This window comes from Williamsia limnetica (genome assembly GCF_003217475.1).
GTDB classification, from domain to species: Bacteria; Actinomycetota; Actinomycetes; order Mycobacteriales; family Mycobacteriaceae; genus Williamsia; species Williamsia limnetica.
In genome coordinates this window covers 127,281-143,150 of sequence record NZ_QJSP01000011.1, presented here as the reverse complement: position 1 = coordinate 143,150, position 15,870 = coordinate 127,281, and the positions used below count along the sequence as shown (strand labels likewise).

Here is a 15,870-nt window from a genome sequence, read left to right as displayed (position 1 = left end):
CCGGTTGGAGTCGGAGGGTCTCGCGAGAATCGGAGGAAGTCTGCGTTCCTTCGACTTCAGCCCGCGAGGTTGCGTCCGAGGAAGGTGATCTGACCGGGGAGCACCCCGCGCCAGTACCGGTTGGTGTGTCCGCCCGGGGATGTCCCGAACGCCGGCGGTGGCCGCAGCCCCGCCATCCACTGGCGGGTGTAGGTGAAGAACTGGTCGCTCGAACCGCATTCGATCAGCAGCGGAATCTTGGAGAACGAATCCTGTTGTCCGAAAAGCGAGTTCGCCTGGTAGTCGGCCGCGTTGTCGAATGCCCTCGCCGGAAAGGTGGCGGGATCGGCCCACAGGGCGGGGGAGCTGACGGCGATCGCAGCGACCCGAGGGGCTCCCAGCATCGCTCCGAGGCGTAACGCGCCGTAACCACCCATCGACCATCCGAAGAATCCGACTCGGTCGGTGCGCAGTCCGAGTTCTGGGGTGCCCTCGAGTAGCGGCAGGAATTCCTCGAGAACCATCGCTCCACCATCGGTGCCGTCTGTGCGGGGGTGGTAGTAACTGCGGGCGGCGTCCACCGATGCCAGCGCGAACGGGGCGTTGCCCTCGGTGGCCCACTGCTGCATGAGGTTCTGCATCTCCAAACCGCCCTGAAAAGCCGCGCGCTGGTCGGTGTTGAGTGCATGGAGCACCACGACGACAGGCAGGTCACCGGTCACGCCTGCGGGCCTGGCGACGGTCCAGTTGGTCTGCCGACCAAGCATTCTCGCCGACACAAAACTCCCGGTGAACATCTCCGCGGCACCGGCGGCGGCGGGCGCGGCAGGTGCGGTCGGCGTCGAAGGGTCGTTGGCGCGTGCCGGCTGTGGCGCGACCCGCTCCGGTTCGTCCTTGCCGCAGGCCGCCAGCACACCGAGCGCTCCCAGGCCCAACCCTGCGCCCAGCACGGCACGGCGGCCGATGACGCCGCACGGTGTCGGAGATTCGCCGCTGCTTCCGAGGCCGCGGGCGCGGCTGCCTGAAGTACTCATTGCGGAATACACGGTACCTGCGGGCCACCCGGCGACAGTAGATGCGTGCCGGTGACACCCCTGACGTCCTCCGATCGAGGCGGCTAACTTCTACAGTCATGCGGTCGCAATCGAGAAGATCCGAAGTACAGATGTTCCACGTGATGGATGTGTTGGCCGCCATTGCGCAACGCAGGGCGCGGGGTCTGGACGTCATCTCGCTGGCCGCGGGGCAGCCCTCGACCTCCGCTCCCGCTCCTGTCCTGGCCGCCACGAAGCTGGCGCTCGACGCCTCCCCGCTGGGGTACACCGAATCACTCGGCATCATGCCGTTGCGTGAGGTCATCGCGCAGCACTACACCGACACCTACGGAGTCCCCACCGAGGCCGCGGACGTGGTCATCACCACCGGTTCGTCAGGAGCATTCACACTCATCTTCCTCGCGGCCTTCGATGCCGGCGACACCGTCGCCATGGCCCGGCCCGGTTATCCCGCCTACCGCAACAGCCTGGCCGCCCTCGGATGCGAGGTGGTGGAACTCGACTGTGGCCCCGAGACCCGGTTTCAACCGACCACCGCCATGCTCGATGAGCTCGATCGTCCGCCGGCGGGACTGATCGTCGCGAGTCCCGCGAACCCGACGGGGACCATCCTGGACCCGGCCGAGCTGGCGGATCTCGCTCGCTGGTGCGATGCCCACGGCACCCTGCTGATCTCCGATGAGATCTACCACGGGATCAGCTACGGCAGGTCGACGTCCTGCGCCTGGGAGACCTCGCGCCAATCGGTGGTGATGGGGTCGGTGTCGAAGTACTACTGCATGACCGGCTGGCGGCTGGGATGGATGCTGGTGCCGGAGCCGCTGCGCCGTCCCGTGGAGCGGCTGACGGCCAATCTCACGATCTGCCCACCCACGATCAGCCAGCACGCTGCCGTCGCGGCGTTCAGCCGCGAATCGGCCGTCGAGCTCGACGGCCACGTCCGCAGGTACGCCCGCAACCGGGAACTACTCGTCGACGGGCTGGCCGCGCTGGGGGTCACCGATGTCGCGCCTCCCGACGGGGCGTTCTACGTGTACGCGGACCTTGCCGCGATCACCGACGACTCGCTCGGATGGTGCGAGGGTGTTCTGGAACAGACCGGTGTCGCGATGGCGCCGGGACTCGATTTCGACACCCGCCGCGGCAACCAGACCGTCCGCATGAGTTTCGCCGGCGCAACCGACGACATCAGCGAGGCGCTGCGCCGACTCGAACCGGTCCTGCGCTGACGAGTCGACCGCGCTGTCGCCTTTAGCTGAAATCGATTCCCAGGGTCAGATCTTCGCGGAAATGGACCCACCACTGCGCGGCTTTGGCACCATGGCGGGGTGAGAGCAGCAGCAACCCCCAAGGGCACGCGTCGGCGCGCGCGACTGATCGCCGCCGCAGGGGAGCTGCTGCTCGAGGGCGGCTTCGATGCCGTCCGTCACCGCGCGGTCGCCGACCGGGCACAGCTGCCCCTCGCCTCGACAACGTATTACTTTGCCTCCCTTGAAGATCTGGTTGTCGAAGCCGTCGCATACAACTGTCGCGGCGATCAAGACGCCATCGCAGAAAGGGCGCATGCCCTGCCAAGGCGCCGCCGGGGCTGTGAGACCACCGCCGAGGCGCTGGCCGAGGTCTTCGTGGGCGAGCGGACCACCAGAGACCGGCTGACCTGTCGGTACGAGGCGATCGTCCTCTGTGCGCGAGTACCGCGCCTGCATCAGGTACTGGTCGATCACCGTAACTCGCTACGTAACATACATTTTGAGGTACTCGAGAAGTCCGGACGCAACACCGACCCCACCGGGATCGAACAGCTGATGGCGGTGGAGGACGGCGTCGTCATCGGAGCGCTCGCCGACTCCGTCGACGATCTGGTCAAGGTCACCCGTGTCGCGCTGTGCGAGGTCATCGACCAGCTGGCCCCGGTCACCTCGGCCTGAGGTCGCGACCGACGAATTTCTCGCCCCTGTCGGCGTATCGCATAATGGGCCGGTGCCTGAATCAGAAATGCCAGTGACCAAACCGCGGGTGGCCAACGTTCTGGCCGGACGTTACGCCTCTGCCGACCTGGTGCGACTGTGGTCCGCCGACCACAAGATCGTGCTGGAGCGCCAGCTGTGGATCGCTGTGCTCAAGGCGCAACGTGACCTCGGCGTCGACGTCCCGGACGGCGCCATCGCCGACTACGAGCGGGTACTCGACCACATCGACCTCGAGTCGATCGCCGACCGCGAGCGCGTCACCCGCCACGACGTGAAAGCCAGGATCGAGGAGTTCAACGCACTCGCCGGTCATGAGCAGATCCACAAGGGCATGACCAGCCGCGACCTGACCGAGAACGTCGAACAGCTGCAGATACTGCGCTCCCTCGAGCACGTCCACGCGCACGGCGTCGCGACGGCAGCCCGCCTCGCCGAGCGTGCCGCGCAGTATTCCTCGGTGGTGATGGCGGGCCGCAGCCACAACGTCGCGGCACAGGCGACCACCCTCGGCAAAAGGTTCGCATCGGCTGCCGACGAATTGCTCATCTCGCTGACCCGGCTCCGCGAACTCATCGCCCGCTACCCGCTGCGGGGCATCAAGGGCCCGATGGGTACCAGCCAGGACATGCTCGACCTGCTCGACGGCGATGTCGAGAAACTCTCCGAGTTGGAATCGAAAGTGGCTGAGCACCTCGGCTTTTCGAAGTCCCTCACCTCGGTCGGCCAGGTCTACCCGCGGTCGCTCGACCACGACGTCGTCTCCGCGCTCGTCCAGGTCGCGGCGGGACCGTCGTCGCTGGCGCACACCATCCGATTGATGGCCGGCCACGAACTGGTGACCGAAGGCTTCCAGCCGGGCCAGGTCGGCAGCTCGGCGATGCCGCACAAGATGAACACCCGCAGCTGCGAACGCGTGAACGGCCTACAGGTGATCCTCCGGGGCTACGGATCGATGGCCGCCGAACTCGCAGGCGCCCAGTGGAACGAAGGCGACGTCTTCTGCTCCGTGATCCGGCGAGTAGCCCTGCCCGACGCGTTCTTCGCGATCGACGGCTTGATGGAGACATTCCTGACCGTGCTCGCCGAGTTCGGCGCCTACCCGGCGGTCATCGCAAAAGAACTCGACCGGTATCTGCCCTTCCTCGCAACCACAAAAGTACTCATCGCCGCGGTCCGCGCCGGGGTCGGACGCGAGGTGGCCCACGAGGCCATCAAGGAAAACGCGGTGTCCGTGGCACTGGCCATGCGCGAAGACGGCCGCGAGCCGGACCTGCTCGACAGATTGGCCGCCGACGAACGACTGCCGCTGGACCGGGCCGCCCTCGACGCCGCACTGGCCGACAAATCAGCCTTCATCGGTGCCGCAGAACACCAGGTAGCCGACGTCGTCGCCCAAGTCGGCAAGCTCATCGAGGCCTACCCCGATGCAGCTGGATATGGTCCGGCCCCGATTTTGTAGCTGTGTTGAATTTGCTCGCTCGCTGTGTTGAATTTGCTCGCTCGCTCGCTGGGTCGTCGCGGCCCTGAGCGCACGTTCTTCCCTCGTCGGTCGCATCGCTGCGCTCGCTCCTCCTCAGTCCAGAACGTGCGGGGCCGCGAGACCGTTGTGGTCGCCTAGCTTCGCTCGCTCCTCGTCTGTCCAGACAACGCGGGGCCGCGAGACCGTTGGGGTCCCGTCGAGCGGGCCGATCTGACCGTCGAGCGGGCCGATCTGACCGTTGACCGTGCCGATCTGACCGTTGACCGTGCCGATCTGACCGTCGAGCGGGCCGATACGAGCGACTAAACGTCTGCTTCAGGGGTTGACACCCCCCGCGGCACGGCTACTATTCAACTAACCGGTTGATAACTGATCGGTTGAATATGAAAGGGGCCATAAAGTGGCCGACGACCAGCTCAGCGCGGTGTTCGGGGCGCTTGCCGATCCTACTCGGCGAGCTCTGCTGGCACGCCTGTCGGAGGGGGAGGCGACGGTGTCGGCTCTGGCGAAGCCTTTCGACATGAGCCTGGCCGCGATTTCGAAACACCTCAAAGTTCTCGAGCGGGCAGGTCTCATCTCACGGGGACGCGACGCGCAGTGGCGGCCCTGCTCGCTCGAGGCGGGTCCACTCGCCGAGGCGAGCGCGTGGCTCGGCGACTACCGCCGATTCTGGGAAGGCAGCTTCGACCGGCTCGAACAGCACATCAACCGGATCACAGGGTCCGACAAAGAAGAGGAAGAACCATGACAGACACGGCAACTCGCGAGTTCACCATCGTGCGAGAGTTCACGGCCGGCCCGGAAGTGGTGTTCGACGCCTGGGTCGACAGCGATCAGGCGTCGCAATGGATGGGTCCCGAAGGATTCACGATGCCGAGGGACCGGATGTACGGCGACGCTCGGCCCGGTGGCGAATACGGCGGCGTGATGGTGGGTCCGAATGGTGAGGAGTTCGCGTCACGAGGCGTGTACGAGGAAGTGTCGCGGCCGGACCGGTTGGTGTTCTCCTGGGGTGATCCCACCGACGCGGATTCGGTCTCGGTGTGCACGGTGACCTTTGTCGAGTCCTCGCCGGGTACGACCACGATGACCTTCCATCTTCTCGCGCCGGGGCCGCTGAGCTCCGAAGACGGCGCCAAGGGCGGTTGGGGAAGCTCGTTCGACAAACTGCGCACATTCGTCGAGGCGGCGTCATGACCACCGGCGTACTACCGCAGGGTGATGTCGCCCTTCTGCAGTCGGACATTGCACAGGAGCTGCTGCACAAAGACATTCCCGCGCGCATGGCCTACACGGCGTCCGACGGGACGCCGCGGGTGCTGCCCATCAACCATTGGTGGACCGGTACCGAACTGGTGATGGCAACGTTCACCGGCGCTGCGAAGGTGCGGGCGCTGCGGCGCAGCCCTGCAGTGGCCATCACGATCGACACCGACGATGCACCGCCACATGTCTTGCTGCTGCGGGGCGACGCGGTCGTCACCGACGTCGACGGCATCGCGGATGAGTACGAGCTGACGATGCGCCGCGGGATGCCCGCCGCCGACGCCGACGCGTACTTCGACCGGTTGCGTGCCGACGGAGCGACGATGCACCGCATAGCGGTGCGGCCCACCTGGGTGGGCGTACTCGACTTCGAAACCAGGTTTCCTGGCGCTGCGCCGTCGACGATCACCGGCAGCGACTAGATCTACTCGGATTCGGCCTTGTCTGCGTGCCCGAGATCCCACTCCGGTGCCGCGACATTGCGCACCAGCTTCTTCAACGTGACGATGTCAGGGAAACCGTTGTCACGCTTGCGCTCCCAGATCAGCTTCCCGTCCACCTCTATCGAGAAGACACCACCCGTTCCCGGCACGAGGGTGACCGAGCCCAGTTCGGTGCCGAAGGTGTTGAGCAACTCGGTGGCCATCCACGACGCCCGCAGGACCCAGTTGCACTGCGTGCAGTAGGTGATGGTCACGGCTGCGTTGGATTCAGTCACCGGGTCATTGTTGCAGCCGGGTGCCGGGATCTCGTCCGTCGCATTAGGCTCGACCGGTGACTGCCCTAGGACTGATCTTCGCCGGCCTCGCCGCGCTCATCCATGTGTACATCTTCTTCCTCGAATCGGTGCAGTGGACTGCGCCGGCAACCAGGAAGACGTTCGGCACCACGGCCGAGGAGGCCGATGCCACCAAGGAGATGGCCTACAACCAGGGCTTCTACAACCTCTTCCTCGCAATCGTCACGGTGATCGGGATCGTGCTGGTCGCGGTCGACCAGACCGGCGCCGGTGCAGCGCTCGTGTTCGCCGGTGCCGGATCGATGGTTGCCGCAGGCCTCGTCCTGATCACGTCGTCGCCGAGCAAAGCCCGACCCGCGCTGATCCAGCTGGCCCCTCCGGCGATCGGTGTCGTCGCACTGATCATCGGGTTGTCGCTGTAGGGCAGATCATCGCACCGAACGCGGCCCGACTAGCCTGAAATACATGCGTCCGAGCCTGGAATCCTACGAACACCTCGCTGCCGGCAAGGTTCGTGATCTCTATTCGATCGACGAAACCACGATGCTGATGGTGGCCTCGGACCGGATCTCCGCCTTCGACCACATCCTGTCCACACCGATCCCTGACAAGGGTCGCGTGCTGACGGCGATGAGCGTCTATTACTTCGGAGCGCTCGGGGTGCCGCACCATCTGGCGGGGGACGAGAACGATCCCCGCATCCCCGCCGAACTCGTGGGGCGCGCGCTGGTGGTGAAGAAGCTCGACATGTTGCCCGTCGAGTGTGTGGCACGCGGCTACCTCACCGGTTCGGGGCTACTCGACTACGTGGCGACCGGGTCTGTGTGTGGCATCGAACTGCCGACCGGACTCGAGGAGTCGAGCAAGCTGCCGGAGCCGATCTTCACCCCGGCGACCAAGGCCGATCTCGGCGCGCACGACGAGAACGTCAGCTTCGAGGCTGTGGTGGCGACCGTCGGGGAGACGCTGGCGACCAAGCTGCGCGAGCTGACCCTCGACATCTACTCCCGCGGGTCCGATCTCGCAGCAGCCCGAGGGATCATCCTCGCCGACACCAAGTTCGAGTTCGGATTGGACGAGGCCGGCACCGTGGTGCTGGCAGACGAGGTCCTCACCCCGGACAGCTCGAGGTACTGGGACGCCGACACCTACCGGCCGGGGCTGGTGCAGCCGAGTTTCGACAAGCAGATCGTCCGCAATTGGTTGACCAGTCCGGAGTCGGGCTGGGATCGCGCCGCCGATGGCCCTCCACCGGCGCTGCCCGAAGATGTTGCACGGCGTACTCGTGACCGATATATCGAGGCATATGAACGTATTTCAGGCCTGTCATTCGATGACTGGCCGAAGGGAGAACAGTGACAGACACCTCGCAGGCCGCCGGCGCCACTCCGCCCGCCGCGAAGAAGATCCCGTTCGAGCGCACCCATCACGGGGAGACGGTGATCGATCACTACGAGTGGCTGCGAGACAAGGAAGACCCAGAGGTCATCGCGTTCCTCGAACAGCAGAACGACTACACCGCGGCGCACACCGCGGACCTCGCAGGCTTGCGCGACGACATCTTCGGCGAGATCAAAAGCCGTACACAGGAAACCGACATGTCGGTGCCCACCCGGCGCGGGCAGTTCTGGTACTACGCCCGTACCGAGGAAGGCAAGCAGTACCCGCTGCACGCCCGCTGCCCGATCGCCGGGCCGGACGACTGGACCCCGCCGAAGGTGGAGCCCGGTCAAGAGGTGCCCGGCGAGGAAATCCTGCTGGACTCCAACGTCGAGGCCGAGGGCACCGACTTCTTCAGTCTCGGAGCCTTGTCGGTCAGCGAGGACGGCACGCTGCTGGCCTACAGCGTCGACGCGACCGGCAACGAGCGGTACACCATGCGGTTCAAGAACCTCGGGACCGGGGAGCTGCTGGCCGACGAGATCGCCGACACCGCACCGGGCGCCCTCTGGTCGCTCGACGGCAAACACGTGTTCTACCAAACCGTCGACGAGGCGTGGCGCCCCGACACCGTCTGGCGCCATGACCTCGGCGCGGGTACCCCCGACGTCAAGGTCTTCCACGAACCCGACGAGCAGTACTGGGTGGGTATCGGTGGCACCCGCAGCGACAAGTACCTGATGATCTCCCTGGGGTCGAAGATCACCTCCGAGGTCCGGGTGCTCGACGCCGCGGACCCGACCGGTGAGTTCGAGGTCGTCTGGCCCCGCGAGGAGGGTGTCGAGTACGGCGTCGAACACGCGGTGATCGACGGTCAGGACCGGTTCCTGATCTTGCACAACAAGAACGCCGAGAACTTCGAACTTCTCGACGCGCCCGTCACCGATCCCACCGATACCCGCGTGCTGGTCGCCCACGACAGCGCCGTGCGGATAGAGGACGTCGACGCTTTCGCCGGACAGCTCGTCTTGAGCTACCGTCGCGAGGCGCTGCCGAGGCTGTCGATAGCCCAACTCGGCAGGGGCGACGTCGACTTCGTCGAGGTCACGTTCGATGAGGAGCTCTATTCTGCCGGGCTGGGCGCCAATCCGGAATGGGCGGCGCCGCGTCTCCGAATCGGCTACACGAGCTTCATCAACCCGACCGAGGTGTTCGACCTCGATGTGGCGACGGACGAGCGGATCCTGCTCAAGCGGCAGAATGTGCTGGGCGACTACGACCCCGCCGACTATGAGCAGCATCGTGATTGGGCCACCGCAGACGACGGGACGAAGATACCCCTGTCGGTGATCCGCCGTCGTGGTGCCGCCGATGGACCGGCGCCGACCCTGCTCTACGGCTACGGATCCTACGAGTCGAGCAATGACCCTGGCTTCTCCATCTCCCGGCTGTCCCTGCTCGATCGGGGTGTGGTGTTCGTCATCGCCCACATCCGTGGTGGCGGTGAGATGGGCAGGCACTGGTACGACACCGGCAAGACGCTGACGAAGAAGAACACCTTCACCGACTTCGTCTCGGCGGCGCGGCATCTGATCGATACCGGCGTCACCGATCCTGAGCACCTGGTGGGGGAGGGTGGCAGCGCCGGCGGATTGCTGATCGGCGCGGTCGCGAACCTGGCACCCGAGTTGTTCAACGGAATTCTCGCCGTCGTGCCGTTCGTGGATCCGCTGACCTCCATCCTCGATCCCTCGTTGCCGCTGACGGTGATCGAATGGGACGAGTGGGGCAACCCGTTGGCCAACAAAGAGGTCTACGACTACATGCGGTCGTACTCGCCGTACGAGAACGTCGAAGCGAAGCCGTACCCGGAGATCCTGGCGATCACCTCGCTCAACGACACTCGTGTGATGTACACCGAGGCCGCCAAGTGGGTTGCCCGCCTGCAGGACAGCACCACCGGCGACGCGCCGATCCTGCTCAAGACGGAGATGAAGGCCGGGCACGGTGGTGTCAGCGGTCGGTACAAGCAGTGGGAAGAAGTCGCGTTCGAATATGCCTGGGTGCTGCGGCAGACCGGCGCGATCTGAGGGGATACACGAACGAACAACGCCCGTCCGGATGATCCGGACGGGCGTTGCCCCTGTGTCGGCGTTGCCACTGTGTCTTCTCAGTGCGACTAGTGCATCATCACCGGTGCGACGGGTTTGCCGTCGGCGTCGGTGGTGCTGCGCGCGATTGCCTTACGCGGCAGGAAGAACGCCGGGATGATGCAGAGCGCGATCAGCACGGTGGTGACGATGAAGGTCTTGCCGAAGCCGTCGGCCATCGCTCCGAGGTCCTCTGCTCCTCGCAGGTTGTTCACGAGGATCACCGAGATGATGGCGGTACCGACAGAGCCGGCGGCCTGCTGGACGACGTTCATCAGGGTCGAGCCGTCGGGAACCTGCTTGTCCGACAGAGTGGCGAGTGCAGCCGACATGATCGGCATCATGGTCATACCCATGCCGAGACCTTGGACGAACAGCGCGGCGCTGAGCAACCAGAACGAGGTGTCCGGCCCGAGGAAGATGAACGCACTGAGACCGATTGTGATGAGCACAATTCCGGCCATCACGATCTTTCCGGGGCCCTGACGGTCGGTGAGCTTGCCCGACATCGGCATCGTCAGCATGGCGCCGATGCCCTGGGGGGCCAGCAGCAGGCCGGTCATGAGGGTCGTCTCACCGCGGACGCCGATGTAGTACTGCGGGAACAGTAGTGCCGCACCGAGGAAGGCGATCATGAACAGCCCCATGGTGATGACTGCCATGGAGAGCTTGCTGTTGCGGAACAGCCGCAGGTCGAGCAGCGGGTTCGTGGTCCGCAGGGCGTGGAACACGAAGCCGATCATCAGCAGGAGTCCGATTCCGGCCGTGATCAGGACGGACGGATCGGTGAAGCTTCCGTGCTCGGTGCTCAGCGTGATTCCGTAGAGGAACAGCGCGAGACCTGGCGACAGCAACAGGAGTCCGATGAAGTCGAACTTCGGTCGGGCGGATTCGTCTGCACCGGGCAAGATGATCATCGCGTAGATGAATGCCGCGACACCGATCGGGACGTTGATCAGGAAGATCCAGTGCCAGCTGACGTATTCGATGAGCGCGCCACCGATGATCGGTCCCATGATCGGGCCGAGCAGCATGGGGATACCGAGCACCGCCATGACCGAACCGATCTTGGCCGGGCCGGCCGCCTTGGTCAGGATCATCATGCCGACGGGCATCAGCATGCCGCCGCCGAGTCCCTGCAGTACGCGGAAGACGGTCAACGAGGTGATATCCCAGGCAAGGGCGCACAGGACGGAGCCGAGAACAAACAGCACCAGGGACGTCAGGTACACGTTCTTGGTGCCGAAGCGGGCTGCAGCCCAACTGGACAGCGGGATGACGGCGGCAAGCGCCAGGGTGTACCCGGTGATCGTCCAGGCGGCCCCGGCCTGGTCGGTGTCGAAGTCGGCCTGAAAGGTGTTCTGTGCAACGGACACCACGGTGGTGTCGAGGATCGCCATGATCGCGCCGAGCACGACGACAATGGCGATCTTGATCACGGCGGGATCGAGCTTGTCGCTCGCCTCCGTGGTCTTTTCGGTCGAGGTCATGGGTTCGCTTTCTTGACAGTGGTTCGAGCGCCGAGGATTTCGGCCAGAGGATGGTGTTCTGGGATCGGCCGACCGTCATCCGGGCCGCACGCCGATGTGTTCAGGTAGTCGCCCTCGAGAATGGGCGTCAATGCGTTGATCAGATCCGAACGGATCTCGCCGGGGAGCCTGGTGATGACTTCACGGATGGAGTCTTGCCGCCGCTGGATGTTCAGTGCAACCGCTTTTTCGCCCCCGGCGGCAAGCGACACCCGTTTGATGCGGCGGTCGCGGGAATCTTCCCGCCGGGTGGCCAATTCCAGGCCGACGAGCTTGTCGACTGCGCGCCCGGTTGCGGCCAGCGACAGCCGGAGTTCGTCGGACAATTCGTTGACCGACAGTGGCCGCCCTGCGCGACTGAGGATGAGCAGCGCCTTGAAGTGGGTGAAGCCCAGTTCGGTGTCGATGATGTCGTCCATCGCGTCCACGTCCACCGCACACGACAAGCGAAGCAGGAATTCGTGGACGGTTTGGAAGGTTTCTTCCACGCTGCCGATGCGGTAGGCCGGATCGACCTCGGAACTCAATGACACCGGACAACGGTAACGTCCACGCAACTATTGCCGCCAGCGCAACCAATGTGTTTTCCAGCACAATCGCCGTCGGCGACATCGATGCCCGGTGACGGCGGGACCGGGTCAGTAGCCTGTGGAAATGACCGATATCAAGAACATTCCACTCCACACCCTCGCCGGAGAACCGACCAGCCTCGCAGCCTTCGCCGGCCCCGTACTCGTCGTGAACGTCGCCAGCAAGTGTGGTCTGACGCCCCAGTACGCCGGCTTGGAAAAACTCGCCGAGGACTATCGCGATCGTGGGCTGACCGTGGTGGGCGTGCCCTGTAACCAGTTCATGGGCCAAGAACCCGGCACCGCCGAGGAGATCGCGACGTTCTGCTCCACCACCTACGGCGTCACCTTCCCGCTGTTGGAGAAGACCGATGTCAACGGCGACGACCGCCACCCGCTGTACGCCGAACTGACCCGGGCCGAGGACGCCGAGGGGACAGCTGGAGACATCCAGTGGAACTTCGAGAAGTTCCTGCTCGACGCCGACGGTGCGGTCGTCGGCCGCTTCCGGCCGCGGACCGAGCCAGATTCAGACGAGGTGGTCGGTGCCATCGAGAAGGTGCTGGGCTGATCGAGAAGGTGCTGGGCTGATCCGGATCTGAGCAAGAAGGCGCTGGGCGGTTGCGTCTCGCGGTGTTCGACCGGGTGATTTCGGGTGTTGTCCACTTGCGGGCAACCCTCTGACCACCTGACTCCGTGATACTGGCGCCATGGCAGGACAGCTCATCGTCTCGGTGTCGGGGATCCGTGCAGAAACGTTGCCACAGGTACAGGGCTTCGCCGCGCGCTTGTCGGAGCGCGCGGTACCGCTCTCGTACCTGGTTGCACCTCGCCTCAAGGGTGGCTACCGCCTCGCGGACGACGTCCCGACATGCGAGTGGTTGCGCCAGCGGCGAGCGGGTGACGACGCGATCGTGCTCCATGGGTACAACCAGGTACCGAGCCGCAAGAGGCGCGCCGAGTTCGCCGAACTGAGTGCCCACGAAGCCGGTCTTCGACTGCTCGCGGCCGACCGGGTCCTCGAGCACAGCGGCCTGCGGACCCGCATCTTCGCGGCGCCCCGGTGGAATGCATCACCCGGTGCGCGGTCGGCCATGCCGATCCGTGGGTTCCGGACCAACCTGGGATCGACGAGCATCGACAACGTGGTCACCGGAACGCAGCTCAGGGCTCGGGTGGTGGGCATCGGTGACGGACTTCCGACCGAGCCCTGGTGGTGCCGTCTGCTGGTCGCGAACACCGTGCGCATTGCCCGGCGTGGTGGGGTGGTGCGCCTGTCCGTGGCGGCGAAACATCTCGAGGAGCCTGTCGCAGGCAAAGCGATTCTCGACTGCATCGATCTGGCCCTGCTGCACGGATCAGAACCCCAGACCTATCGGAGTCTGACGCTCGCGTCGGTGCGCAAGGCTGCCTGAGGACTCCGCGCGGCGGCGCTGCCCCTGATTGCCGGTAGAGTGACGGCTGCAAACCGAAGCTGAATGAGGAGCGCCGAAGTGGCTCGAGTGGTAGTGCACGTCATGCCCAAAGCAGAGATCCTGGATCCGCAGGGGCAGGCGATCAGTGGTGCGCTGGGCCGACTGGGATTCGGCGGGGTCGCCGACGTACGTCAGGGCAAGCGCTTCGAGCTCGAGGTCGACGACTCGGTGAGCGACGAGGCCCTGGACCGTATTGCGGCCGAATTGCTGGCGAACACCGTCATCGAGGAGTACTCGGTGACCCGCGTCGAGAGTTCCGCATCGTGAGCGTGGCTCGTATCGGCGTCATCACCTTTCCCGGCACTCTCGACGACGTCGACGCATCCCGCGCCGTGCGGCTCGCGGGCGCCGAGGCAGTCGAACTCTGGCACGGTGACGGCGATCTCCAAGGCGTCGACGCTGTCGTGGTTCCCGGTGGTTTCTCCTACGGTGACTACCTCCGGGCCGGCGCAATCGCGCGATTCGCTCCGGTCATGGGCGCGCTCGTCGAGGCAGCGGGTAAGGGTATGCCGATCCTCGGAATCTGCAACGGCTTTCAGGTGCTGTGCGAAGCCGGTCTGCTCCCGGGTGCGCTCACCCGCAACGAGGGCCTGCACTTCCTCTGTCGCGACCAGTGGCTGCGGGTCGAGTCGACCACCTCGGCCTGGAGCAGTCGCTTCGAGTCCGGTGCGGAGATTCTCATCCCCCTCAAGTCCGGCGAAGGCCGGTTCGTGGCGTCGGAAGAAGTACTCGACGAGCTCGAAGGCGAGGGTCGGGTCGTGTTCCGGTACGCGGGCGACAACCCCAACGGATCAATGCGTTCGATCGCCGGAATCTCCAGCGCCAACGGCAAAGTCGTCGGGTTGATGCCACATCCCGAACACGCGACCGAGGCGTTGACCGGTCCGAGCGACGACGGTCTCGGCCTGTTCTACTCGGCTCTCGACGCGGTTCTGGCCTCGGCCTGAGCATTACATGCTGACCACCACGGCCACCGCATCCGGACTCTGCTCCTTCGTCGACGCCTCGCCGTCACCTTTCCATGTCTGTGAGACCGTCGCGAAGCTCTTGGAGGCAGCCGGTTTTCGTGAACTGAGTGAAGGCCACCAGTGGCCGTCGACCCCGGGCCGGCATTACGTCATCCGCGGCGGGTCCATCGTCGCCTGGGACAGTAGTGGGCACGGACGCAGTTTTCGCATCATCGGCGGGCACACCGACAGCCCGAACCTGCGCGTCAAACAGCACCCCGAACTGCGCTCGGCGGGTCTGTCGATGGTCGGGCTCGAAAAGTACGGCGGCGCGTGGCTCAATTCGTGGCTCGACCGCGATCTGGGCATCTCCGGACGCATCGCCATCCGAGAGCCCGATGGCCTGCGCCAAGAGCTCATTCGCATCGACGAACCGGTTCTGCGGGTGCCCCAGCTAGCGATCCACCTGTCCGACGATCGCAGTGGCGTCTCACTCGACCCCCAGCGCCACGTCAACGCCATCTGGGGTGTCGGCGACAACGGACCGCGTTTTCTGGAATGGATTGCCTCGCAAGCGGATGTCTCCGTCGAACAGGTACTCGGCTGGGAGTTGATGACCCACGATCTGGCACCCAGTCGCGTGGTCGGAGTCGAGGGTGACCTGATCAGCGCCCCGCGATTGGACAACCAGGGCACCTGTTACGCCGGTACCCGCGCGCTGCTCGACGCGGTCGAGGCCGGGCTCGGGCCTGCTATTCCTGTCCTTGCGCTGTTCGATCATGAAGAGGTGGGCAGCGGCTCGGATCGGGGCGCTGCCTCGGATCTGCTCGCGACGGTTCTCGAACGCATCGTCTTGGCAGCAGGCGGGTCCCGCGAGGATTACTTCCGCTCGATGTCGATGAGTGCCTGCGCATCCGGGGACATGGCCCACGCAACACATCCCAATTACCCGGAGCGACACGAACCCGCTCACCAGATCGCGATCAACGGCGGCCCGGTGCTGAAGGTGAACCAGAACCTGCGGTACGCCAGTGATGCGGTCGGAGAGGCGTTGTTCGCGGACGCGGCGGACAAGGCCGGAGTTCCGTTGCAGCGCTACGTTCATCGGGCGGATCTGCCGTGCGGTTCCACCATCGGACCCATCACCGCGACCCGAACGGGCTTGTCGACCGTCGACGTCGGCGCCCCGCAGCTGGCGATGCACAGTGCCCGAGAGCTCATGGGCAGCCATGACGTCGGCATGTACGCAGCAGCCCTCGCCGCATTCCTCGCTCCGTAATATCTGCTCGCTCCGCTCGCTTTGTCGGCGTGGCCATCAGGCGGCCGTTCTT

At 65.2% G+C, this 15,870-nt stretch carries 18 protein-coding genes; 14 read left to right on the top strand and 4 right to left on the bottom strand.

Annotation, left to right across the window (positions count from 1 at the left end; translation table 11 throughout):
• Positions 1 to 56: 56 nt before the first annotated feature.
• Positions 57 to 1,013, bottom strand: a complete 957-nt coding sequence (locus DFR67_RS19035; RefSeq protein WP_245938041.1) for an alpha/beta hydrolase — start codon at positions 1,011 to 1,013, stop codon at positions 57 to 59.
• Positions 1,014 to 1,111: 98 nt separating this feature from the next.
• Between DFR67_RS19035 and DFR67_RS19030 the strand changes: the two genes are divergently transcribed.
• The 6 genes from DFR67_RS19030 to DFR67_RS19005 all read left to right on the top strand — a co-directional run bounded on the left by DFR67_RS19030 (position 1,112) and on the right by DFR67_RS19005 (position 6,172).
• Positions 1,112 to 2,263 carry a pyridoxal phosphate-dependent aminotransferase gene (locus DFR67_RS19030; RefSeq protein ID WP_110471074.1) on the top strand — a complete coding sequence of 384 codons (1,152 nt, stop codon included), beginning with the start codon at positions 1,112 to 1,114 and terminating at the stop codon, positions 2,261 to 2,263.
• A 99-nt stretch (positions 2,264 to 2,362) separates the two neighbouring features.
• Complete coding sequence (locus DFR67_RS19025; protein ID WP_110471073.1) at positions 2,363 to 2,962, top strand: TetR/AcrR family transcriptional regulator; 600 nt, start codon at positions 2,363 to 2,365, stop codon at positions 2,960 to 2,962.
• Positions 2,963 to 3,029: 67 nt separating this feature from the next.
• Positions 3,030 to 4,463 (top strand): adenylosuccinate lyase, encoded by a 1,434-nt coding sequence (gene purB, locus DFR67_RS19020; protein WP_425451308.1) that lies wholly within the window; start codon positions 3,030 to 3,032, stop codon positions 4,461 to 4,463.
• Positions 4,464 to 4,884: 421 nt separating this feature from the next.
• Positions 4,885 to 5,232: an ArsR/SmtB family transcription factor gene (locus DFR67_RS19015; protein WP_110471071.1), complete on the top strand. Its 348-nt coding sequence runs from the start codon at positions 4,885 to 4,887 to the stop codon at positions 5,230 to 5,232.
• Positions 5,229 to 5,681, top strand: a complete 453-nt coding sequence (locus DFR67_RS19010) for an SRPBCC family protein (RefSeq protein WP_110471070.1) — start codon at positions 5,229 to 5,231, stop codon at positions 5,679 to 5,681. The genes DFR67_RS19015 and DFR67_RS19010 overlap by 4 nt, the downstream gene beginning before the upstream one ends.
• A complete protein-coding gene (locus tag DFR67_RS19005) occupies positions 5,678 to 6,172 on the top strand; it encodes a pyridoxamine 5'-phosphate oxidase family protein (protein ID WP_110471069.1) in 495 nt (164 codons plus the stop codon). The genes DFR67_RS19010 and DFR67_RS19005 overlap by 4 nt, the downstream gene beginning before the upstream one ends.
• A gap of 2 nt (positions 6,173 to 6,174) precedes the next feature.
• On the opposite strand, the gene DFR67_RS19000 is transcribed toward DFR67_RS19005, so the two are convergent.
• Positions 6,175 to 6,468, bottom strand: coding sequence for an Rdx family protein (locus tag DFR67_RS19000; protein WP_110471068.1), 294 nt, complete (start codon positions 6,466 to 6,468; stop codon positions 6,175 to 6,177).
• Positions 6,469 to 6,524: 56 nt separating this feature from the next.
• Between DFR67_RS19000 and DFR67_RS18995 the strand changes: the two genes are divergently transcribed.
• The 3 genes from DFR67_RS18995 to DFR67_RS18985 are packed head-to-tail and all read left to right on the top strand — an operon-like array spanning position 6,525 to position 9,959.
• Positions 6,525 to 6,911: a DUF1304 domain-containing protein gene (locus DFR67_RS18995; protein WP_110471067.1), complete on the top strand. Its 387-nt coding sequence runs from the start codon at positions 6,525 to 6,527 to the stop codon at positions 6,909 to 6,911.
• A gap of 43 nt (positions 6,912 to 6,954) precedes the next feature.
• Positions 6,955 to 7,848, top strand: a complete 894-nt coding sequence (locus tag DFR67_RS18990; protein WP_110471066.1) for a phosphoribosylaminoimidazolesuccinocarboxamide synthase — start codon at positions 6,955 to 6,957, stop codon at positions 7,846 to 7,848.
• On the top strand, positions 7,845 to 9,959 hold the full coding sequence (locus DFR67_RS18985) for a S9 family peptidase (RefSeq protein WP_110471065.1): 2,115 nt from the start codon (positions 7,845 to 7,847) through the stop codon (positions 9,957 to 9,959). Before DFR67_RS18990 ends, DFR67_RS18985 begins: the two co-directional genes overlap by 4 nt.
• An 89-nt stretch (positions 9,960 to 10,048) precedes the next feature.
• Here the strand turns inward: DFR67_RS18985 and DFR67_RS18980 are convergent, their stop codons facing one another.
• Together DFR67_RS18980 and DFR67_RS18975 are read right to left on the bottom strand one after the other, a co-directional pair.
• On the bottom strand, positions 10,049 to 11,509 hold the full coding sequence (locus tag DFR67_RS18980; RefSeq protein WP_110471064.1) for a DHA2 family efflux MFS transporter permease subunit: 1,461 nt from the start codon (positions 11,507 to 11,509) through the stop codon (positions 10,049 to 10,051).
• Complete coding sequence (locus DFR67_RS18975) at positions 11,506 to 12,081, bottom strand: MarR family winged helix-turn-helix transcriptional regulator (protein ID WP_146240480.1); 576 nt, start codon at positions 12,079 to 12,081, stop codon at positions 11,506 to 11,508. Before DFR67_RS18975 ends, DFR67_RS18980 begins: the two co-directional genes overlap by 4 nt.
• A 121-nt stretch (positions 12,082 to 12,202) precedes the next feature.
• Here DFR67_RS18975 and DFR67_RS18970 point away from each other — a divergent pair, with 121 nt between their 5' ends.
• The 5 genes from DFR67_RS18970 to DFR67_RS18950 all read left to right on the top strand — a co-directional run bounded on the left by DFR67_RS18970 (position 12,203) and on the right by DFR67_RS18950 (position 15,818).
• Positions 12,203 to 12,688 carry a glutathione peroxidase gene (locus DFR67_RS18970; RefSeq protein ID WP_110471178.1) on the top strand — a complete coding sequence of 162 codons (486 nt, stop codon included), beginning with the start codon at positions 12,203 to 12,205 and terminating at the stop codon, positions 12,686 to 12,688.
• Between the two features lie 139 nt (positions 12,689 to 12,827).
• Positions 12,828 to 13,532 (top strand): DUF2334 domain-containing protein, encoded by a 705-nt coding sequence (locus DFR67_RS18965; protein WP_110471062.1) that lies wholly within the window; start codon positions 12,828 to 12,830, stop codon positions 13,530 to 13,532.
• Between the two features lie 78 nt (positions 13,533 to 13,610).
• Positions 13,611 to 13,859: a phosphoribosylformylglycinamidine synthase subunit PurS gene (gene purS / locus DFR67_RS18960; protein WP_110471061.1), complete on the top strand. Its 249-nt coding sequence runs from the start codon at positions 13,611 to 13,613 to the stop codon at positions 13,857 to 13,859.
• A complete protein-coding gene (gene purQ, locus DFR67_RS18955; RefSeq protein WP_110471060.1) occupies positions 13,856 to 14,539 on the top strand; it encodes a phosphoribosylformylglycinamidine synthase subunit PurQ in 684 nt (227 codons plus the stop codon). The genes purS and purQ overlap by 4 nt, the downstream gene beginning before the upstream one ends.
• A gap of 7 nt (positions 14,540 to 14,546) precedes the next feature.
• Positions 14,547 to 15,818 carry a M18 family aminopeptidase gene (locus tag DFR67_RS18950; RefSeq protein WP_110471059.1) on the top strand — a complete coding sequence of 424 codons (1,272 nt, stop codon included), beginning with the start codon at positions 14,547 to 14,549 and terminating at the stop codon, positions 15,816 to 15,818.
• Positions 15,819 to 15,870 lie beyond the last annotated feature (52 nt).